The sequence below is a fragment of the Spiroplasma endosymbiont of Sarcophaga variegata genome (genome assembly GCF_965178695.1).
Taxonomy (GTDB): domain Bacteria; phylum Bacillota_I; class Bacilli_A; order Mycoplasmatales; family Mycoplasmataceae; genus Spiroplasma; species Spiroplasma poulsonii.
Window position 1 is genome coordinate 1445630 of the sequence record NZ_CBCXVU010000002.1, and the last position, 22434, is coordinate 1468063.

General features: G+C 29.8%; 20 protein-coding genes and 1 pseudogene. 20 read left to right on the forward strand and 1 reads right to left on the reverse strand.

Annotated features, from left to right (window positions below):
* Nucleotides 1-2: 2 nt before the first annotated feature.
* From ACOBME_RS09600 to ACOBME_RS09665, 14 genes and pseudogenes are all read left to right on the forward strand, one after another.
* Nucleotides 3-2177: an ABC transporter substrate-binding protein gene (locus ACOBME_RS09600; RefSeq protein WP_419335075.1), complete on the forward strand. Its 2175-nt coding sequence runs from the start codon at nt 3-5 to the stop codon at nt 2175-2177.
* 1 nt (nt 2178) lies between these two features.
* Nucleotides 2179-2829 (forward strand): hypothetical protein, encoded by a 651-nt coding sequence (locus ACOBME_RS09605; RefSeq protein WP_338965959.1) that lies wholly within the window; start codon nt 2179-2181, stop codon nt 2827-2829.
* A 165-nt stretch (nt 2830-2994) separates the two neighbouring features.
* The gene (gene efp / locus ACOBME_RS09610) at nt 2995-3552 is read left to right on the forward strand and encodes an elongation factor P (protein WP_338965961.1); all 558 of its coding nucleotides are present in this window, start codon (nt 2995-2997) and stop codon (nt 3550-3552) included.
* A 31-nt stretch (nt 3553-3583) separates the two neighbouring features.
* Complete coding sequence (locus ACOBME_RS09615) at nt 3584-3889, forward strand: MMB_0454 family protein (RefSeq protein ID WP_338965996.1); 306 nt, start codon at nt 3584-3586, stop codon at nt 3887-3889.
* A 300-nt stretch (nt 3890-4189) separates the two neighbouring features.
* Nucleotides 4190-4381 (forward strand): hypothetical protein, encoded by a 192-nt coding sequence (locus tag ACOBME_RS09620; protein WP_338965965.1) that lies wholly within the window; start codon nt 4190-4192, stop codon nt 4379-4381.
* Nucleotides 4382-4665: 284 nt separating this feature from the next.
* Nucleotides 4666-5988 (forward strand): amino acid permease, encoded by a 1323-nt coding sequence (locus ACOBME_RS09625; RefSeq protein WP_419335078.1) that lies wholly within the window; start codon nt 4666-4668, stop codon nt 5986-5988.
* On the forward strand, nt 5933-6160 hold the full coding sequence (locus ACOBME_RS09630) for a hypothetical protein (RefSeq protein WP_338965971.1): 228 nt from the start codon (nt 5933-5935) through the stop codon (nt 6158-6160). Before ACOBME_RS09625 ends, ACOBME_RS09630 begins: the two co-directional genes overlap by 56 nt.
* Nucleotides 6161-6374: 214 nt before the next feature.
* The gene (locus ACOBME_RS09635; protein ID WP_419335058.1) at nt 6375-8132 is read left to right on the forward strand and encodes an ABC transporter permease; all 1758 of its coding nucleotides are present in this window, start codon (nt 6375-6377) and stop codon (nt 8130-8132) included.
* A gap of 23 nt (nt 8133-8155) precedes the next feature.
* Nucleotides 8156-9190 carry an ABC transporter ATP-binding protein gene (locus ACOBME_RS09640; RefSeq protein WP_419335080.1) on the forward strand — a complete coding sequence of 345 codons (1035 nt, stop codon included), beginning with the start codon at nt 8156-8158 and terminating at the stop codon, nt 9188-9190.
* Between the two features lie 150 nt (nt 9191-9340).
* Nucleotides 9341-10496: pseudogene (gene ilvA / locus ACOBME_RS09645) on the forward strand (threonine ammonia-lyase).
* Between the two features lie 80 nt (nt 10497-10576).
* A complete protein-coding gene (locus ACOBME_RS09650; protein ID WP_338965935.1) occupies nt 10577-10951 on the forward strand; it encodes a RidA family protein in 375 nt (124 codons plus the stop codon).
* 3 nt (nt 10952-10954) lie between these two features.
* Nucleotides 10955-11137 (forward strand): hypothetical protein, encoded by a 183-nt coding sequence (locus ACOBME_RS09655; RefSeq protein ID WP_338965937.1) that lies wholly within the window; start codon nt 10955-10957, stop codon nt 11135-11137.
* An 80-nt stretch (nt 11138-11217) separates the two neighbouring features.
* Nucleotides 11218-12309 (forward strand): TSUP family transporter, encoded by a 1092-nt coding sequence (locus ACOBME_RS09660; protein ID WP_419335082.1) that lies wholly within the window; start codon nt 11218-11220, stop codon nt 12307-12309.
* 8 nt (nt 12310-12317) lie between these two features.
* Entirely contained in the window at nt 12318-12590 is a 273-nt protein-coding gene (locus tag ACOBME_RS09665) for a hypothetical protein (protein ID WP_338965983.1), read from the forward strand.
* A gap of 98 nt (nt 12591-12688) precedes the next feature.
* Here the strand turns inward: ACOBME_RS09665 and ACOBME_RS09670 are convergent, their stop codons facing one another.
* Entirely contained in the window at nt 12689-13084 is a 396-nt protein-coding gene (locus tag ACOBME_RS09670) for a hypothetical protein (RefSeq protein ID WP_419335084.1), read from the reverse strand.
* Between the two features lie 277 nt (nt 13085-13361).
* Between ACOBME_RS09670 and oppB the strand changes: the two genes are divergently transcribed.
* From oppB to ACOBME_RS09700, 6 genes are read left to right on the forward strand one after another with little or no spacing between them, the layout of a single operon-like run.
* Entirely contained in the window at nt 13362-14606 is a 1245-nt protein-coding gene (gene oppB / locus ACOBME_RS09675) for an oligopeptide ABC transporter permease OppB (RefSeq protein ID WP_338965949.1), read from the forward strand.
* 12 nt (nt 14607-14618) lie between these two features.
* A complete protein-coding gene (gene oppC, locus ACOBME_RS09680; RefSeq protein ID WP_338965952.1) occupies nt 14619-15611 on the forward strand; it encodes an oligopeptide ABC transporter permease OppC in 993 nt (330 codons plus the stop codon).
* A gap of 26 nt (nt 15612-15637) precedes the next feature.
* Nucleotides 15638-17341 (forward strand): oligopeptide ABC transporter ATP-binding protein OppD, encoded by a 1704-nt coding sequence (gene oppD / locus ACOBME_RS09685; protein WP_419335086.1) that lies wholly within the window; start codon nt 15638-15640, stop codon nt 17339-17341.
* Nucleotide 17342: 1 nt separating this feature from the next.
* On the forward strand, nt 17343-19562 hold the full coding sequence (oppF, locus tag ACOBME_RS09690) for an oligopeptide ABC transporter ATP-binding protein OppF (protein ID WP_338965956.1): 2220 nt from the start codon (nt 17343-17345) through the stop codon (nt 19560-19562).
* Between the two features lie 2 nt (nt 19563-19564).
* A complete protein-coding gene (locus ACOBME_RS09695; RefSeq protein WP_419335075.1) occupies nt 19565-21739 on the forward strand; it encodes an ABC transporter substrate-binding protein in 2175 nt (724 codons plus the stop codon).
* Nucleotide 21740: 1 nt separating this feature from the next.
* A complete protein-coding gene (locus tag ACOBME_RS09700; protein ID WP_338965959.1) occupies nt 21741-22391 on the forward strand; it encodes a hypothetical protein in 651 nt (216 codons plus the stop codon).
* The last annotated feature ends 43 nt before the right edge of the window (nt 22392-22434 follow it).

Consider the following 22434-nt stretch of genomic DNA (forward strand, 5'->3'; position numbering starts at 1 on the left):
CGATGTTAAAGAAGAAATTAGCGCTTTTTGCAAGTTTAACGACCATTACAACGGTGACGCCCTTGGTAGTATCGTGCGGAATTAGTTTAGAGCGATTAGCTAACCGTTTAAATTATGATAATGTTTTTCGTTCAATGTTTAAATATCCGTTAACATCATGATCAAGCGGAACAACAATGCAAGGAGAGGATAATAAGATTTTAGCGGACTTAGTTGGAACATTAGTGGCAACCGATAAATATAATCGTAGTTTTGGTGATCTTGCGGTGCAAGCCGATAAAACATCAAAATATGTTGGGCAACCAAATGCTAATGCAAGTGAATGAAAATATAAAATTTCTTCAGCAGCAAAATGATTTAATTATCAAGGTACCTTTCAACGACAAATTAAAGCAAGTAATATGATTAACACAGCTAAGTTTGTGTTATTTCCAAAAAACTTATCAGCAACCGCTGGGATTTGACGAACTTTTATTGCTGGAGCACAAGAAATTTGAGAGTATTTTCAAGCTGGTAAATATCAACCGGATTATTATAATGACCCAATTTGAACAAAATTAGGAATGAGTGTTAACGCGGCAGATGATGAAATTACAATTAAATTAGCAAAGCCAGCAGAGTATTTTGATACCTTAATGACTTATTTAGCGTTTGCACCAATGCCAGAAAAAGCAGTATTACAAGGTTATAATTATGGGACAAATTATAAAAATATTTGGTATTCGGGGGCATATTTAGTTGAAAAATATAGTTCAACCTCGCAAGTTTTATTACGAAAAAATGCTGCCTATCGTCATTCTAAATTAACTTATATTGATAAATTGAATTATACCTATTTAGCAAACAATGATGTTTCGCGGGAACGAGTATTATTTGAATCAGGGGATGTTAATGACTTTGTTGTTCAACCAACTGATACCAATGGTTGGGGGAAATATGTTGGGCCTAATCCTGCCAATCCCGTTTTTAGTGGGGCCTCAAGTATTATTAATCCTGATCCAACCACTTATACGCTAATGCTTAATTATGCTAATGCAAATATTTTAAGTAGTAACAGTAGTTTGGCTCAAAAAAGTTTAAATGCGAGCAAGGCACTACAATATGATAAAATTCGAAAATACTTAGCAACTCATTTAGATCGTAGTAAGTTTGTAAAATATTATTCAGAAACATTAGATGATTCACAAACATCAAAATTTTTACGAAATGTTTATACTGCTCGTGATTTTATTAATAATGCGGGGGTTGATTATCCGTACTATGTTGAAGTAGAATATGCGGCGAAATTTCGAAACAATGATGTGCAAGCAAGCAGTCAGTTATTAAAAGATGGTAGTGATGCCTTGTATCTGAATGAAGATTTATTAAAAAACGATAAAGATATTTTGAATGATATTCGAACTTGGTTACAACAAAACACAGGTTCATCAAATGTTGAAATTATCTTTTTAATGAATGGGGCATCAACATTAACAAGTAATCGCTTCTTATTAAATATGATTGATTCGTTTAATGCGGAAAATAATGTTATTAAAATTATTCCAGACATTACTGTTGATGCAACAGAATATACTAGTCGTACGAAAAAAGCTGATTGAGATCTGTTGGTTTGTGGATGATCACCAGATTATGCTGACCCATATACTTATTTACATACCTTTTCCCTTGGTGGTGATTTACAATATTATTCAGGAACATCACGCATTTTTAGTGATTTAAAATTAGTAAATAATCGTGCTCCTGATTTTGCTGATATTGAAAATAAATTGAATAATCCATATTGAAATCGGTTAAAAGAAACTTCGGCAATTGAAAATTTCTATAATGTTTTTAAAAATTATACTAATCAAGTTAATGATGCTGATCATATTACTGATCCAAAATTATTAACTAATCGTTATAAAGGTTTTGCTAAAGCAGAATTTAATTCAATTTATACTGATTTTATTTTTATTCCAATTTATGTTCCCAATGGTTCATATCAAATTCGAATTTCATATGTTACCCCTCGAACACAAATTACCGTTGGTTATGGAAGTTCAAAATATAAACACTGAGGAATGGAATTAAATCCGTACTTATTAACTGCTAGTGAACGTCAAATTATTGAGGCTCGTTATCAAAAACAATTAGGAATTATTCAAACTGATTATGCGGCTTTTGGGGAGGATTATTAAAATGAAAAGACTATTGACAATGTTTAGTGCTTTGACCGTATTTAGTGCTCCCGTAACAGCTGTTAGTTGTAATAATTTTGCAACACGTGATCGTAGTAAAATTTCCTTAGCGTTATTTAAAACCCAATTAGCATTAGTTCCTGTTTTTGATCACCAAAACACAATTGCCACTGTAACGGAACCAATTTTTCAAAATGCAATTTATGAGGCACTAGAAACCAATCAATATCGCGGTGAAGTTGCTAGTAATGAACTGGAGTTCACATATTATCAGCAAGGAACAACTCCAACTAGTTGAACTGATTTAACTTGACAGCAAATCCCTGGTGGGGGCGAAAAGACAACTTTGATTAATGTAAAAATTAAGGCAAATGCGACGAGTGTTCATTTTGCTGATACAACAGAAATTATCGCAATCGCATTGTACCGAACACAACCAGCTGATTTAGCAACAATTAAGTTTAATTATGAAACAAAGGTTTTAGCAACGTTACCAGTTAGTGAAATGATGGAATATTTTGCGGTTTTAAATCCAACCTTTTATTTTACACCGCGTCATTTTGAAATTCAAAAGACGGCAACTGAGGTTGAAATTATCGCAGCGAAAAATTCAGAACGTTATATTGGTAAAAATGTTATTACTTGGAGTTAACAGAACCGGGGTGTAGTTCAAAAGAAGAATTAGCGCCTTTTTCTTTTTTAAAACATTAAGAGGCAAAAAAGCGCAAAAAATTTAACAATTTTTCTTTGTGTCTTTATTTATTATTAAAATTAGGTTATAATCATAAAAAAGATAAGATAGAAAAGGAAGAAGAAAATGATTAGTGTAAATGATTTCCGTCCGGGATTAACATTTCAATATGAAGGTAATATTTATGCTGTAGTTGAAGCACAACACTCAAAGTCGGGGCGGGGGCAAGCTCACGTTAAGGCAAAAGTAAAAAATCTTCGTAGCAACGCGACAACATCAATTACTTTTACTGGCGGTGATAAAGTTGAAAAAGCAATGATTGATAAGGTTGAAATGCAATATTTATATGATGATGGAGCGAATGTTATTTTTATGGATACCCAAAGTTATGAACAATTAGAAGTTCCGTCAAGTAGATTAACATGAGAAAAAAACTTTTTTAAAGAAGGAGTAATGGCTTCGGTAACAAAATATGAAGGTGAAGTTTTGGGTATCATTTTACCAGATAAAGTTGATTTAACAATTACCACAGCGGAAGCGGCTGTTAAAGGTGATACTAGTTCTGGCGCGATGAAAAAGGCAGTTTTAGAAACTGGGTTAGAAGTACAAGTACCATTATTTATTAAAGAAGGGGAATTAATTACGGTCTCAACAAGTGATGGTAAATATTCTAGCCGTGCATAAAAAATAAAATAAATGTAAGGGGTGATCGAAAATGGCTAATAATTTTACTGAGTTAACAATCGATAGTAATCACCGTGGTAGTATTATTGTGAGTTTATTAACAATTAAAAAAATTATTTTATATGCAATTCGTGATATCACTCACCAATATTTTATTGATAAAATTGAATGCCGTATGATTGATAATTCAATTTTACATATTTATATTAGTGGAAAGATCTTACGTGAAGAAGAATTAACTGAGTTAACAGAAGAAATTAATGAAGCAATCACGAAGGAACTAAGTTACTCATTACAAATTAAACTAAAAAATATTAGTATTGCTTATCGTCATTAACCTAAAGTAATTAATGATGGAATGCTGAATAAAAAAAATAACAAATTAACAAAATAATAGCATTATTTATGAAAATCTTTGGATTTTCTTTTTTATTGGTAAAACAATCTTTTCACAGGAACCTAAAAGGTCTAGTTTTTTTCTTTTTCGTGCTTGCTTTTTCACCTCAGATTTTTATAATTATAGATAAATTATTTAGAAAAAATTTAAATAATTTGAATGTTATAATTTAATTTTTATGTAAATATCATCAATTAAATATTAACACTGTTTTTTAACTAGGAAGGAAAAAACTATTTTATGCTTAAAAAAGAACAGAACAAAAAATTTAGTTTGGCGGATTTTGTTTGATTAGGCTTTAATTATATTGTTGGAATTAGTTTTATCGGTAATTTTGCTATTTTAGCAAATATTTCAGAACCTAACTCAATTGGAATTCATACTATGTGGTTATTTGCAGTGGAAGGACTAATTGCTGGAATATGTGCATAAGCATTTGCTAAAATGGCACGAGTTCACCATTCAAACAATAATGGAGCTTCATATATTTATGTGCGAACAACTTTCGGAAAGTTTTGAGGAATTTTTGTTGCTTTTATGCAATATGTCTAATTACCATTCTTAATTACGATTCAAGTAATGATGTTAATTCGTGGTTCATTTGGAGCTGATTGAATCTCACAATTTAATCCTGATGGAAGCATTACCGTTCCGTGGTATGCTGCTGATTGAGGCTCATTTGGGGATTTATGGTTTAGTTTTAGCGGTTCAACATGGTGCATGGTGGGGAAAATTTAAGTTATTGGGGGCACAATACTAAATTTTCATTACCGGGATTTATTAAAGCTTTTAACTCTTGCTTTTTCTTCTTTGCTGGTTTTGAAGTATTCTCAACCGCGGGGAGAAATATTAGTAATCCAGAAAAAAATATTGGCCGTGGAATTATTTTAATTATGTTAATTAGTACCATTTTCTATATTGTTATTTCAATTATTTTCTTTGCAGCTTTTAATCACTTTGTTCAAAATATGAACATAGGGACATGGAGTTTAGGGTTTAACAATAAACTTATTTTATATGGTGGTCCGATTATTATGATTATTAGTGCGTTGTCCTTAAAGGTTAATGTTGCAATGCAAAATGCGCTGTATGGTGGAACTTCGTTACAACCATTATCAACTGAAGTATATTTACCTGATCGTTTACGAAAACTAAACAAAGATGGTTTACCAGCGCGTGCTTCGATTTTAAACTTGGTAATTACTAGTTTAATTATTTTTATTTGATTAGCAATTCCCGATATTATTAAAGGAGTTGGTTTAACAAAAGAATTTTGGTTTATGGCAACTCCAGCGCAAGCAATGACATATCAACAACCGTTTGATATTTCATCTTTAACAGAAGCGTCATCAGCAATTACAATTTTTATTTATGCGATGGTCATTGCCGTTACATTAAAACTAGGGTATCAACGTAAAATTAAAATGCGGTTATGAGAACATATTGCCTTTCCAATTGTATTTATTATTTTATGCTTTGTTTTTGTGTGACATTATTATAGTTTAATTGATAATATTGTTTCAACAACAGGAACTAATGCTAATTGGGTTTTAAATAACGCTAAGGAAATTTTACTACGATCACGTGTTGCAAAATTATTAGAATTAAAAGATGTTTCTGATTCATTACAAACCTTATTCAAAAATAATAACCTTAAAATAGTTTTAGAACAAGAATCATCAAATATTGTTAATTTACAATTAGATGCGACCGAAATAGAAGGTTATACTGGACAAGCGATTCTTCGTCTTGCTGTTAAAATTAAACAAGAAGTGCTTGATGATGCTATTAAAATTAATGGTGTTGCTAATTTAAATAAGGGGGCCAATAATGTTTATGAAACAACTACTTTTAAAAAACATTTTGAGCCATTATTAAAACTATATGATAAACCAGTTAAATTTAGCGTTGACATATGAACAGGATATTTACCAACATTGGGATTACCAATTGCTCTTTCCCAAAATCAAAAAAAATATTTTAATGTCAGCTTTAAACGAAAGATATTTACCAACGCGTGAAATTGTTCAAATTCGTAAAAATGGAAATATTCAAAATTTACGTATTCATTGAATTTTTAGTAAAGAGAACAAGAAAGATAAAATTATTGACCTTGTCCCATACGCTTGAGAACAACCCTTTGATCAATCGCACTTTCAATTAGATTTTAAATATAGTTTAAAAATTAAATATACAAATAATATTGCCTAAAAGGCAATATTATTTATTTTTTGGTCATTATGGTATTTTTCGCTGCAGTAAAAAAGCAGTATCAAAAATCATGAAAATGTTATATAATATATATGTATAACAAATTATTAAAAGATTTGAGGGGTTGTAGGTGGCGAATAGAGTATTAAGATCAGGCAAATCAAATTTATGATGGTCGTTGATTTCTTTTTCAATTTTTAAAATACGCCGTTCAATGGCGGTTTGAGTTCTTTTTATTTTATCAGTTGTCTTATTTGGGGCAGTTGCTATTACTTTATTTTCTTCTTCAAAAAATGTTTATGAGTTTTTTAAGAATTTTCAGTATGGCGTTTTTATCTTTAATAATATTTTGTTATTGCTATTTATTTTATTAGTAATTATTAAAATTTTTGGTCGTGAATTTGAAGATGGAACATATTTGTTATTAATTTCAAAGCCATATTCACGATTTGTCCTGTTCTTATTAAAAATAATTGCCCTTTGAATTTTAATTCTTCTTTTTTTAGGAACAATTATTCTTTTTGCTTTTGGGATTGGTTATTTAGGTAATATTTTTAATAAGGATCCCCAATATTTACAAGTTTATCAAAATTTATTATTAAAATTATTTCTTTATTCAATGGCATTATCATTTTTTGCTTCAAGTGGGATTTTATTTGCGGTAACATTTTTAAACTCACAAGTTGTTTTACTAATTGTTGTTATTTTCTGTAGTTTGTTTCTAGTTGGTGGGATGCCATATTCATTAATTATGAGTTTAGCAAAAACCGTTGAATTAACATTTGCTAATGATAGTATTACTCAAAACTATCCAGTTCCAATTATTAAAAGTACAATTAATTTTAAAAAGAATCTTAAAAAAGATTTAATTAAATATCCTCATTTAACTAATGCGATTTGAAACTTTTATGATGAATGAAGTTATAGTGATTTAAATTTAGTCTTTAAAAATGATGACTACAAAGATATTACTAGTGACCCAGCATTACGTGTTAGTCGCTTAGATTTTTATAAAAATTTAGGATTAACTGTTCCTAAAACAGAAGAATTTGAAATCAAAAAACTTAAAGCATGAGATTCATCAACAAGATATCTTTATGATAATAAGCTTGAAGATCTTAAAACAATTATTAATAATGTTGGAGCAGCGAGCGGAAATGATGTTTCAATGAAAGTTAATTTTGCAACAGATTATTTTTTCAAATCAGAACAAGAATTAGATCAAAATGACCCCGTTCAAAAAGAACTTGCTGATTACATGGCAGTTGTCTCAAAGGCAGCGGGTTCATGAACAAATTATATTACAATGAATCTTTTTAGTGGGACATCGTTATTTTACTTTAATCCCACTGCTTCCTATTATAGTTTATCAACGACAAATGATAGCAAATTAGTAACAGTTGATCGGACATTATCGGAAGAAAATTCATTTAATCCAACGGATGTTTTTCGTCAAGAATGAGATAATGAATACAAAGGAACATTGTCCGATTATAATAATGGTAGTGATTTTAGAGATTGGGTCTTAGATTATTTTGATTCACCAACCCTGTTTGTTCTTCGTGAAATTGAAATTAATATTTTAAAGAAAATAATGGATTATAAATTACTTGAAGAACAACCAATTAAAATTAACAATGAGTGAATTAAATATGATAACCTAATGAATACTTATGGTTTAATTTCGAAGTTTAATATTATTGAACATTGAAACCAAATTTGAACCGCTTCGTTAAACTTCACGCCATATTGATTTGAACCATTACAGCGGAGTAACATTGACTTTGAGGTTCAAAATAACTATTTAATGAGTTATCAAGATTTCCGTCTAGCCTTAGGGGCTGATAAGAAAATTGATGTTTACCCAGCACCATTTTTGAACATTAGTTTAATTCAATATATCTATCTCGGTTTATCGTGTCTTTTCTTAATATTTGCTTATTTAATCTTACGCCGTAAAAATATTACTTAAAAGTTGAAAGGGGATGCTAAGAAATGAATAATAATGCATTAGTAGTCAGTGAAGTTGCAATCTCATCACGAAATTTTACTAAAAAATTTAAAAATAGTGTTGTTGGTCCTTTTAACTTTAATGTTGGACGGGGAAAATTACATGCAATTTTAGGAGCTTCTGGTAGTGGAAAAACCGTTTTCATTAAGTCTTTAATTGGTGGGTTAAAAGGTTTTAAAGGTGATATCTCTATTTTTGGTAAAAAAGCAACCAAACTTGGAATGAAAAAAATGATTGGTTATGTACCAGAATTTATTACTTTTCCAGAAAACATTAGTTCTTATAACTTCTTAAAATACATGGGAAAAACAAATGGTTTGCGTGGAAGATATTTACGGGAACGAATTGAATACTTAATGAAGTCATTAGAAATTTGAGAACACCGTGATAAAGATGTTAATTCTTTTTCATCGGGGATGAAAAAAAGGGTAATGATTATTCAAGGAATTATTCATGATCCAGAAATTTTAATTTTGGATGAACCAGAAGCAGGATTAGATATTAATAATCGAAAAAAAATTATTTTTTATTTAAAACAATTAACCCTACGTGGAAAAACAGTCTTTTTTTCATCACATTTACTAGATGAAATTAAAGAATATATTGATGAATTTACAATGGTTATGAATGGAACCCAAATTTATAGTGGTCAATTAGCGGCTTTTAATATTAAAAACAGTTATTATTTTGTTACTAATAATCCACAGGCTATGATGCGTTATTTTAACTCTAATCGGGTACCAAATTGATATGATAAGACCAATAATTATTTAAATTTTGTTTTAAATTCGCCGTTACATTTATATTATGTTACTCAGTATGCGTTAAAGAAACGGATTAAGATTGTAAAAATTAGTGAAGTTGAATTTTCATTTGATTTCTTACTACAAAAATTAAATATTACTTTACCACCTAATATGACAACAAATCGAAAATTACGAAAAAAATCAAATCAAAAAAGTCAAAAATTTTTACCAGGTCCTAGGGTAGGTCCTGGACCGGGGGGATACGGTCGTTAGGGAATGATAAAGTGTCATAAATTACAGTAAATTATGGTAAAGTACAACCAAATTAAGAAAATATTTTTATAAGAATTGAAAAATTTAAGAATATTTTTTTTGTATAATTAAATTAGGCTCAAACAAATTCGGAGAAAGAAGGAACAATATATGGAATATGATATTTCAAGAGAACGAATTGAAAATACATATAACAAAATTAAAAACCACATTATCAAAACTCCAGTAATTTATGCAACAAAATTAAGCAATATTACTGATAATGAAGTCTATTTAAAATTAGAAAACTTACAACGTGCTGGTTCGTTTAAATTACGAGGAGCTTTATCAAAAATGATGGCTCTTGAACCAGCGACAATTAAAAAGGGCGTTATTGCGGCAAGCGCTGGGAATCATTCACAAGGAGTTAGTTTTGCAGCTAACTTATTAAAAGTTCCAGCGACAATTGTGATGCCAAAAACAGCTCCAATTAGTAAAATTAATGCAACTAAAAATTATGGTGTAGAAGTGATTTTGCATGGTGATTTTTTTGACGATGCCAATCAAAGAGCATTAGAGGTTGCAAAAGCAGAAGATAAAGTATTTGTTCATGCCTTTAATGATCATGATGTTATTATTGGTCAGGGAACAATTGCAATAGAAATATTAGAAGAATTGAAATATGTTGATTACATTCTTGTCCCAATTGGTGGGGGGGGTCCTTTCAGGAATTGCAAGTTATGTCAAAGCTGTAAATCCCAATTGTAAATTAATAGGTGTACAAAGTCAAAATGTTCCAAGTTATTATGAAGCAAGGAAAAGCAATAAATCGTTTTCAGTTCACGGTAAATTATCAATTGCCGATGGAATTGCGGTTAAACAAACTGGTGATATTACCTTTAGTATTTTAAATAAATATGTTGATGATGTTATCCTTGTATCAGAAGCAGAAATTGCTGAAACAATTTTATTTTTATTTGAAAATTGTAAAATTGTCGCAGAAGGCGCAGGGGCAGTAACCACGGCCGCAATGCTATTTAATAAACTAAATGTTAAAAACAAAAAAATTGTTTGTGTTTTATCAGTGGGAAATATTGATGTGACAACTTTCTTAAATATTACAAACCGAGCTTTAATTAATCAGCGGCGTAGGGTTGTTTTAAAAATTGATGCACCACTAGGGAAAGGACATTTAACAAAGATTACGAATGTTGTTGATTCTCATGGTGTTCAAATTCATAAAATTTCTGATTCACAATTAGAAAATAGTTTAGAAATTAATCGAGAAATTATTCGATTAGTAGTTGATATTAATACAAAAGCTTAATTAGGAGACATTGTTATTGACTTAGAGAAGTTGGGATATACTGTGATGGAAAAAGAATTTATTGATTCAATTATAAAATAATGGAATTAATCTATACTGATCAAGCACCCAAAGCAGTGGGTCCATATTCTCAAGCAGTAAAACTTTCAAATGGCTTTTTGTATATTTCGGGACAATTAGGATTTGATCCGAAAACAATGGTGTTAGGCGCTGATATTCAAAGTCAGGCTAGCCAAGTTCTAACAAATATTGCTGCGATTTTAACAGCCGCAAACTATCACAAAAATAATGTTGTTAAAACAACAATTTTATTAAAAGATATTAACGATTTTTTTGTTGTTAATGAAGTTTATGAAGCATTCTTTGGTTCACATAAACCGGCAAGAAGTACATTTGCGGTGAAAGACTTACCAAAATCTGGCCTTGTTGAAATTGAAGTTATTGCCTTTAAATAACATATGGAAAATCAAACTCAAGTAGAAAAAATTATTAAGAATGAGAATGATTTACTTCATCACACAGAAAAAATTTATCAATGAACTGATCGGCAAGGGGAATTAAAAGCGTTTTATAAACAACAAATTTCGTTTTTAAAACAAGCACTTAAAAAAATAATCTTACCAAAGCTGATTTTGAATTAAAAGAAAAATATATTAAAGAAGCTTATCATTAATATTGCCAAAAGATTCAAGAATATTTAAATTTAAATTATTCATTGGCAATGTGAGAATATCAAGAAACAAATAAATTAAAAAGTGATTTAGACCATCAATCATTACACCAAGAATTTAAAACAAAAATTGCTAGTGTTTTGCACGATGAAACTGAAACAAGTCAAGTTAAAAAAAAACAATTAAAAAATATTAAAACAGAACATAATATGATGAAACGAAGTTTAAGTGGGCGCACAATTGCTATAATTGCCGTGACCTTAACATTATTGTTATTATTAGCTAGTTTATTAGTAAATTACTTATTTTATTTTAAAATTGTTAATGATGGCCAAAACTTCACTTTTACTAATAAAAACCATTTAACAGCCTTTATTTTTATGTGTGTTGGTATTATTTTAATTTTAGGATTTTTAGTTTTTATTATTTATAATACAACAAAACGAATTTTTTTAGATAAACAAGAAAACCTTTTCAAAATTTCAACAATTTGTTTTCTTGGTAGTTTTACTGATACGATTGGGGTTGGTAGCTTTGTGGTAACGGTTGCTGCTTTGAATGCAACAAATAGTGTTCCAGATGTTAAAAAGTTACCAGGAACATTAAATGTTGGTTTAACAATTCCAAATTTATTAGCTGGAACCTTGTTTGTTAGTGCAATTCAAGTTGAACTAGTAACCTTAGTAACTTTAGTGATTGCCGCTATGATTGGGGCTTTTTGTTCCGCAAAGATTGTTAATAAAGTTAATAAAAAATTTGTCGCTTTATTCGTGGCAGTGTCCTTAGCGGCGGCTGGAATTTTAATGATTTTAGGCCAAGTTGGACTATTTAATACTGTTGGAACAAAAGGACTTAGTGGTTGAAAATTAGCTGTTGGGATTATTGCGTTCTTTATCATTGGAGGATTACAAAGTTTTGGCGTTGGATTGTATGCGCCAGCTTTAGCGATCGTGTCATTATTAGGAATGGAAACAATTATTGCTTTTCCAATTATGACGTGTGCTGCTGGTTTTGCCTTGCCAACAACCGCATGAACATTTCATTGTGATAATAATTATAGTCCCAAAGTGGCCTATGGTCTTTTAATCGGTGGTGTTGTGGGAACTGTTACTGCTTTCTTTGTTGTTTTTGTTGGAATTTAGGGGTTAAAATGAATGATTTTACCCATTACTTAAAATGATTTGCCGTTGGGGTAATGTACTATGCGGCATTTATGTTATTTAAGAAATACTTAGCTTTACGGAAAGAAAATGTTAACGTAAGTAAGGCACAAACCGAAAATTATTATCAGAAATATAAAGAGCAATTTAATGAAATGCTTCTCGAAAAAATGGTCAGTATTAGTTGAATGCATACTGATGATATCTTAAAAGAACAGTCAAAAATGAAGATATGTAATGTTAAATCATTAGTATGAACTTAAAAACCAACTTTTAAGAATTATGGATTAGCTTTTTAATTATAAATTTAGTTTTAAAAGCCTTGCTTGTAATAGCAAGGCTTTTTCTTTTTAAAAAAGAATTAGACAGTAAAGAAAATAATTAGGGAAGAAATTAATAAGATGGCGCCAATAATTAGTAAAATATTACGAATTTTTTTAATGTTTGCTTCTTCATCAGTTAACGTTGGTTGATAACGGCGACGGTGATCATTAAAATAAGCAGCAGCCGTTTTATTTTTATATCATCCCAAGATAAATCAAATTAATAGAATAACAACTAAAAAACTAACAACAATTCATTCGGTTTTTTTAATGTCTTTAAATGCAAAAATACCGAGCAAAAAACTAAAACCAATAATAATTGCACTAATTAACACCGCAATCAAACAATGAAATCAAGTAATTTTTTTTAGTTTTTGATAAGTTTCTAATTTTAAAGTGTGATTTTGATATGTCTCATCAACAATTTCTGCCACCTCTTTTTGGTGGTTTTTTTTTGCTCTTGTTTTAATTTATGTAATTGTTTAAAAACATTCTTCTTTTTTGCCATTGGATCCCCCTTATTAATATTTTTTAAATTTATTATTAAATTATATTGTATTTTTTACAAAAGTAAAATATAATAATATAATATAAAATTATATTTTGTATCGAGCACATTATTTGAACGAATTATTTTAAGTACATTATTTTATTAAAAATTTAAAAAAGGGACATTTTATTTTTACTTAATATAAGGAGGGGAAAAAATATATGAAAGGGATTAACAAGAGGAAAAATATTTCCGAAAACAATATTTTAGTTGCAAAAGAGTATGACCAAAAGTTTAATAATGTTGAGTTAGATTATCAAGGGGCAGATAAACGAACATCATGACTGGTGGAGATGAAATATCGAACTAGTATCTTTAATCATCATCGTCGTGAATTTTTTAATCGTTTTCCATTATTAGGTTATTCGTTAAAACGAATCTTTTTTGCCATAATTACATTATTATTAGCAATTTGTGTTATTTTTATTTTATTACGATTAGTAACACCAGATGATATTTATATTTCTGATATTGATATTAATAAATTAAATATTCTTCCTGGAACACCAGAATATAATAATTTATTAGAACAAAGAATGAAAATCTTTGGTGTATATGGTTCAATTTGAACCCAATTAGGGACATATTTATATAATATTATACCGTTTTTTAAAAAGACAATTATTGTTAACAGTGCTTTTGATCCCGTAACGGGACAATTGGTTGGAGATAAAATTACAACATTCTTTTATTTAGGGGTTGTTTTTTCAACAGCTGTTGCCCAACCAGGGGAATTAGTATCAGAAATTTTTGCCAGAGCAATTCCGTATTCATTTGCTTTTGGTTCAGTTGCTGTGTTATTAGCTTATTTAATTGGTGTTCCCCTAGGAATTATTTCTGCTAAAAATAAAGAACGTAGTGTTGATAATACGATTAATGCCGCTTCAATTATCTTTTTAGCAATTCCTCCCGTTGTTTTAGTGGTGGGCGTTTATTTGATTTCAATTAATGCTTTTTATGCTCATGGGTTATTTAGTTCTGGAACCTTTGATACTAAGTTTTGGCCAGTTTTTGCGATTTTTCTAATGATTACCCCGCCAATTGTGATTAACACAAGACGGTATGTTATTGATGAAATGACCGCTGACTATACTAATTTTGCCTTATCAAAAGGGATGACTAATCGTTACATTTTTTATATTCATATTTTCCGTAATGCCGGAATTCGAATTTTTCGATTATTGCCAACTGCTTTTGTCACAACTATTTTTGGGGCCAGTATTTTTGCCGAACAAAACTGATCAATTCCGGGGATGAGTAAATTTATTGTTTCTGGAGTTGGAAATAAAGACTCTTTTGTTATAATGGGATATATTCTCTTAACAGCAACTTCTGGAATTATTACTAGTTTATTAGCAGATATTATTATGGCGGTCTTAGACCCCCGTGTTAAATTAACAAAATAAAGGAGGAACAAGATGATGAAAAGAATTACAGATGAAGAGTTATTTGATTTTCAAAACTATGATGTTGATAATTTAGATCTAAGTTTATTTGAAATTGTTGGTCCTCAAATCGAAGAAAATGAACGAATTTCAACAAAATCATATAGTTATTGAAAAGTTGTCGGGAGAATTTTAATTGCTAAAAAAACATTTATTATTTGTTTACTATTATTAGTTGCGATTGTGTTATTAACCGCAATTGTTCCAATTGGAAAAGTTGCTAATCCATTAACAGCTAATTTACCAATTCCGAATTATCAACAACCGTTAGCACCAAATGCAACTTATTTATTTGGATTAGGAATGAATGGGGAAAATTATTGAGATAAAATTTGGATTGGAATGCGGACTACATTATTATTTACTTTAATTATTGCCGTAATTCAAATTTTATTAGGAGTTATTATTGGTTCAATTTGAGGATTTTATAAAAAATTTGATATTTTATTTATTGAAATTACTAGATTTTTAAATTTGGTACCAACTTTAATTTTATGATTAATTATTATCTTTGCTTTAGGGAAATCGATGATTGTAATTATCTTTGTTGTATCCTTGACGAGTTGGATTACTTTAGCGGAAGTTATTCGTGTTCAAATTATTCTAGTTCGTAATACAGAATACAATCTTGCGTCAAAAATGTTAGGAACATCAGGACCAAAAATTGTTACAAAAAATATTATGCCTCGTATTTTGCCATTAATTATTCAAACTGCATCATTTGCCGTGCCAATGGCGATTGCAATTGATTTAACTTTAAATTACTTTAATTTTGGCTTTATTCAAGGACGAGAAAATACAACATTAGGATTTATTTTAAATGAAGTGTTAGCGTCAAGTAAATGACAAGATTTTCCACATTTATTAATTATTCCCGTTTGTTTCATTGCCGGAACATCTGTTTTATTTTTCCTATTTGGGAAAGTATTTGCTGATTCCCTAGATCCAAAAAACCATTATAAATAAAAAAGTATTAAAGGAGATATCGTGTTATGAGGAAAGAAATTGTAATTTCAATTAAAAAATTAGTTATAAAGTTTAAAACGAGGTCGAATGTTTTAACAGCAATTCGGAATATTTCATTTGATATTTATGATGGTGAAACATTAGCAATTGTTGGTGAATCAGGGAGCGGAAAGTCAATAATGACAAAAACTTTTACAAATATGTTAGAAAATAATGGGTGAATTAGTAATGGCTCAATTGTTTATTCACCATCAACTAATATTTTAGCGGATGAGCTAGCGTACTTTAAAAAACCAGTGCACTTAGTTGATTTCCATAAAATTTTATTAGATAGTAGTTTACGAAAAAGTATTATGAAATATAATAAAAAATTAATTACAAAAACAGAACAAAAAATTAAGATAATTAATAGTTTACAATTAGAACCAGTTAAAGCAGAAATTACCCAATTAAAGGCAAAAGAACAAGAATTAAAAAAACAAATTAGTTTTACGCATTCAAATCGCCTAAATAATAAGTTAGTAAAAGTTAGTACCTTAATTAAAAAAATGGAAAAAAACGAAGCAATGTTATTAGATGATAATCTTAAAGCAAAAAACATTGAATTATTACAAAGCCGAATTATTGATTATACTAATGAAATTAGTAAGATAAAAAATTTAACATGACCAGAAAAGCATTTATTAAATAAAAATATGTTGTTTTTAAAAAAATATTTTGATGAACAAATCGTTCCAACCGTTGAAGAATTTAAAAAGATTACAACTTATTTTAATAAAAAAACTTTTACTGATGGAGTTCGTTATCGGATTAATAAAATGAATCTTTTAATGTTGAAAAAAGAGACATTAAATGTTAGTGATTTTAATAATTTGTGAGAAGAATGAAATTTAATTAAAAATTTTGGTTTTATTAATAAACTAAAAGCAGCAAAACAAATTAGTAAACTACGTGGACAAACAATTGCAACAATTTTTCAAGATCCCATGACATCATTGAATCCATTATTATCCGTTGGATTTCAAATTTCAGAAGTATTACGAAAACATCGTAAGTTTTCTCGTTCAGCAGCAAAAAAAATGGCAATTGAATTATTAGAAAAAGTTGGAATTCCAAAGGCAAAAAAACGTTATCATGATATTCCTGGGATGTATTCTGGCGGAATGCGCCAACGGGTGGTTATTGCAATTGCGTTAGCTTGTCAACCAAAAGTATTAATTTGTGATGAACCAACAACCGCTTTGGATGTAACAATTCAAGCTCAAATTTTAGATTTAATTAAAGAATTGCAAAAAGAATACAAATTTACAATTATTTTTATTACTCACGACTTAGGAGTTGTTGCAAATATTGCGAATCGAGTAGCTGTAATGTATGCTGGTCAAATTATTGAATATGGAACAGTTAATGAAATCTTTTTTAACCCAAAACATCCATATACATGAGCATTATTATCTTCGTTACCACAATTTGGTGAAAAAGGTGAAGAACTTTATTCAATTCCTGGTTCACCACCATCATTATATGCTAAAGTTTATGGGGATCCGTTTGCTCATCGAAATAAATATGCAATGAAAATTGATTATTTGTTAGAACCACCAATGTTTAAAGTAACCGAAACACATTATGCGAAAACATGATTATTAGATCCACGTGCAGCAAAAGTGGAAAAACCAAAACAATTACGACAGTTGGCAAAACTTGAAAATGATGCAAAGGTAGGTGAATAAGATGAACAAGAACAAACAAGAACAATTTATTATGGTTCGCGATTTGTTAATTCAATTTCGCCAAAAAAATAAAAAAGTAAATGCGGTTAAAAGAGCAAATTTTGATATTTATCGGGGAGAAATTTTTAGTATCGTGGGAGAATCTGGTAGTGGTAAAACAACAATTGGTCGTGCCATTGCGGGAGTGCAAGCAATTAAAGATGGAACTGTTTATATGGACCGTCGGGTACTACGTGGAAAACCACCACAATTATATAAAATTAATTTACATATTAATGAACAATTTCGCCTTTTAAAAAATAATAATATGTTACTAAATAAAAACTTAAGTAATTATATTAATAATTTAAAAATTAGTTATTATCGTTATTTTGAAAATAAAAACTATGTGATTAGTACAAAGGAATTACTTTCATATGGAACAGAGCGTTATTTAATTACTAGTGATGTTGCTTTAAATAAAGTTGATTTGTTAAACTTTAATCATAGTAAAAATAATTTTGCGTTAGTAAAAGAAATGTATGAAAATAATTTAATTTTATTAAAGGAAATTTTAAAAAATTACCAACGGATTTATCGTTTTGCTCATAATTTACACGAATGAATTCCAACTTTATCGTTAGAGTTAGAAGCAGAAATTACAATGCGGGTACAAGAAAATATTGCCATTATTGAAGGATGTATTTTATTGGGTCATCGAATTTATAAGACTTTGTTAAAATTAGAACAAATTCGCAATGAATTAAAAGATAACTTTGTTCTAATGCAAGCAAAAAAATATTATAATCAATCTTTTTCAGAATTAGAAAAATTATTACCAGTTCATAATGAGTTATTAGATAAGGTTAAAAATATTACAAAAAACCAACGAAAAGCTTTTATTCTTTTTGTACCAATATCAAAACGAATGAAATATATTTCTGCTTATAACAAACGTTATAATGTCTTTAAAAAAGATTTTGAAAAAGAATATTTTAAACAGTTAAAGAAGTTACAATTAGAGCCAGTTGCAAATGCGCAAGCAATTAGTAATTTACAAGAAAAATATGCTAATTCTTTGCTAAAAACATCAATTTCACCAACTGCTAGTGGTAATTTATTAACAGCAACTGATTTTACAGCAACATTAGCGGCGTTATCTGCTGATGAGTGTAGTAATTCATTAAAAGATATTTTAGCGGCGATAAAAGATAAGGACCAGTTACAAGTAATATTAAGAGACTTATCTTACTTAGCAAGACATGGGGTTTTTCGCGACCAAGAAACAATTAAATTATATTATTTATGAATTCACAAGGAATACAAGTATTCAAGAGCTGAAATTAACGATTCAAATCGGTTGTTAGATTTATTAGATTTACCATTAATTGATGAAATTGTAAAGGAATCGGCGCTTTTTAAATTACCAACGCATCGGGAAAATCGTGCCCAAAAGAAAAAGATTCAAATGATTTTTCAAGATCCATCTTCGTCACTAAATGACCGTATTTCTGTTGCAGAAATTGTTGGCGAAGGGTTAAATAATTTTCCCGAGTTATATAAAAATGATGAAGCCCGAAAATTATATTTAGATTATTATAATAATAATTTAGGTACAAATGAAAAACAACTAACATTGGAGGCTGTTAATGACAATAATGTGAAGAATTTTTTAATTCTAAATATTTTAAAAGAAGTTGGTTTACTACCAGAACATTTATCACGTTATTCACATGAGTTTTCAGGTGGTCAACGCCAACGAATTGGGATTGCCCGCGCTTTAATTATGAAACCACAATTTATTATTGCCGATGAACCAATTTCAGCGTTAGATGTTTCAATTCGTGCGCAAGTTTTAAATTTATTAAAAAAATTTCAACAAAAATATAATTTAACTTATATTTTTGTTGCCCATGATTTGTCGGTTGTGCGCTTCATTGCGGATCGAATTGCTGTAATTTATCATGGTCAGGTTGTTGAATTAGCACCTGCCGAAGAATTATTTGCAAATCCGTTGCATCCGTATACGCGGGCATTATTATCAGCAATTCCATTACCGAACCCAAATTATGAAAAGGAAAAAGTTCATTTTATTTATGAACCAGAGAAAGAACATTGAGATTATTTATTTGATTTACCAGAGTTTACTGAAATTAAAACGGGACATTATTTATTTGGTAATTCCCGCGAAATTGTGGCAGCACAAACTAAAATTGCTGGTCCAAAAGGTAAGGAGGCATAACGATGTTAAAGAAGAAATTAGCGCTTTTTGCAAGTTTAACGACCATTACAACGGTGACGCCCTTGGTAGTATCGTGCGGAATTAGTTTAGAGCGATTAGCTAACCGTTTAAATTATGATAATGTTTTTCGTTCAATGTTTAAATATCCGTTAACATCATGATCAAGCGGAACAACAATGCAAGGAGAGGATAATAAGATTTTAGCGGACTTAGTTGGAACATTAGTGGCAACCGATAAATATAATCGTAGTTTTGGTGATCTTGCGGTGCAAGCCGATAAAACATCAAAATATGTTGGGCAACCAAATGCTAATGCAAGTGAATGAAAATATAAAATTTCTTCAGCAGCAAAATGATTTAATTATCAAGGTACCTTTCAACGACAAATTAAAGCAAGTAATATGATTAACACAGCTAAGTTTGTGTTATTTCCAAAAAACTTATCAGCAACCGCTGGGATTTGACGAACTTTTATTGCTGGAGCACAAGAAATTTGAGAGTATTTTCAAGCTGGTAAATATCAACCGGATTATTATAATGACCCAATTTGAACAAAATTAGGAATGAGTGTTAACGCGGCAGATGATGAAATTACAATTAAATTAGCAAAGCCAGCAGAGTATTTTGATACCTTAATGACTTATTTAGCGTTTGCACCAATGCCAGAAAAAGCAGTATTACAAGGTTATAATTATGGGACAAATTATAAAAATATTTGGTATTCGGGGGCATATTTAGTTGAAAAATATAGTTCAACCTCGCAAGTTTTATTACGAAAAAATGCTGCCTATCGTCATTCTAAATTAACTTATATTGATAAATTGAATTATACCTATTTAGCAAACAATGATGTTTCGCGGGAACGAGTATTATTTGAATCAGGGGATGTTAATGACTTTGTTGTTCAACCAACTGATACCAATGGTTGGGGGAAATATGTTGGGCCTAATCCTGCCAATCCCGTTTTTAGTGGGGCCTCAAGTATTATTAATCCTGATCCAACCACTTATACGCTAATGCTTAATTATGCTAATGCAAATATTTTAAGTAGTAACAGTAGTTTGGCTCAAAAAAGTTTAAATGCGAGCAAGGCACTACAATATGATAAAATTCGAAAATACTTAGCAACTCATTTAGATCGTAGTAAGTTTGTAAAATATTATTCAGAAACATTAGATGATTCACAAACATCAAAATTTTTACGAAATGTTTATACTGCTCGTGATTTTATTAATAATGCGGGGGTTGATTATCCGTACTATGTTGAAGTAGAATATGCGGCGAAATTTCGAAACAATGATGTGCAAGCAAGCAGTCAGTTATTAAAAGATGGTAGTGATGCCTTGTATCTGAATGAAGATTTATTAAAAAACGATAAAGATATTTTGAATGATATTCGAACTTGGTTACAACAAAACACAGGTTCATCAAATGTTGAAATTATCTTTTTAATGAATGGGGCATCAACATTAACAAGTAATCGCTTCTTATTAAATATGATTGATTCGTTTAATGCGGAAAATAATGTTATTAAAATTATTCCAGACATTACTGTTGATGCAACAGAATATACTAGTCGTACGAAAAAAGCTGATTGAGATCTGTTGGTTTGTGGATGATCACCAGATTATGCTGACCCATATACTTATTTACATACCTTTTCCCTTGGTGGTGATTTACAATATTATTCAGGAACATCACGCATTTTTAGTGATTTAAAATTAGTAAATAATCGTGCTCCTGATTTTGCTGATATTGAAAATAAATTGAATAATCCATATTGAAATCGGTTAAAAGAAACTTCGGCAATTGAAAATTTCTATAATGTTTTTAAAAATTATACTAATCAAGTTAATGATGCTGATCATATTACTGATCCAAAATTATTAACTAATCGTTATAAAGGTTTTGCTAAAGCAGAATTTAATTCAATTTATACTGATTTTATTTTTATTCCAATTTATGTTCCCAATGGTTCATATCAAATTCGAATTTCATATGTTACCCCTCGAACACAAATTACCGTTGGTTATGGAAGTTCAAAATATAAACACTGAGGAATGGAATTAAATCCGTACTTATTAACTGCTAGTGAACGTCAAATTATTGAGGCTCGTTATCAAAAACAATTAGGAATTATTCAAACTGATTATGCGGCTTTTGGGGAGGATTATTAAAATGAAAAGACTATTGACAATGTTTAGTGCTTTGACCGTATTTAGTGCTCCCGTAACAGCTGTTAGTTGTAATAATTTTGCAACACGTGATCGTAGTAAAATTTCCTTAGCGTTATTTAAAACCCAATTAGCATTAGTTCCTGTTTTTGATCACCAAAACACAATTGCCACTGTAACGGAACCAATTTTTCAAAATGCAATTTATGAGGCACTAGAAACCAATCAATATCGCGGTGAAGTTGCTAGTAATGAACTGGAGTTCACATATTATCAGCAAGGAACAACTCCAACTAGTTGAACTGATTTAACTTGACAGCAAATCCCTGGTGGGGGCGAAAAGACAACTTTGATTAATGTAAAAATTAAGGCAAATGCGACGAGTGTTCATTTTGCTGATACAACAGAAATTATCGCAATCGCATTGTACCGAACACAACCAGCTGATTTAGCAACAATTAAGTTTAATTATGAAACAAAGGTTTTAGCAACGTTACCAGTTAGTGAAATGATGGAATATTTTGCGGTTTTAAATCCAACCTTTTATTTTACACCGCGTCATTTTGAAATTCAAAAGACGGCAACTGAGGTTGAAATTATCGCAGCGAAAAATTCAGAACGTTATATTGGTAAAAATGTTATTACTTGGAGTTAACAGAACCGGGGTGTAGTTCAAAAGAAGAATTAGCGCCTTTTTC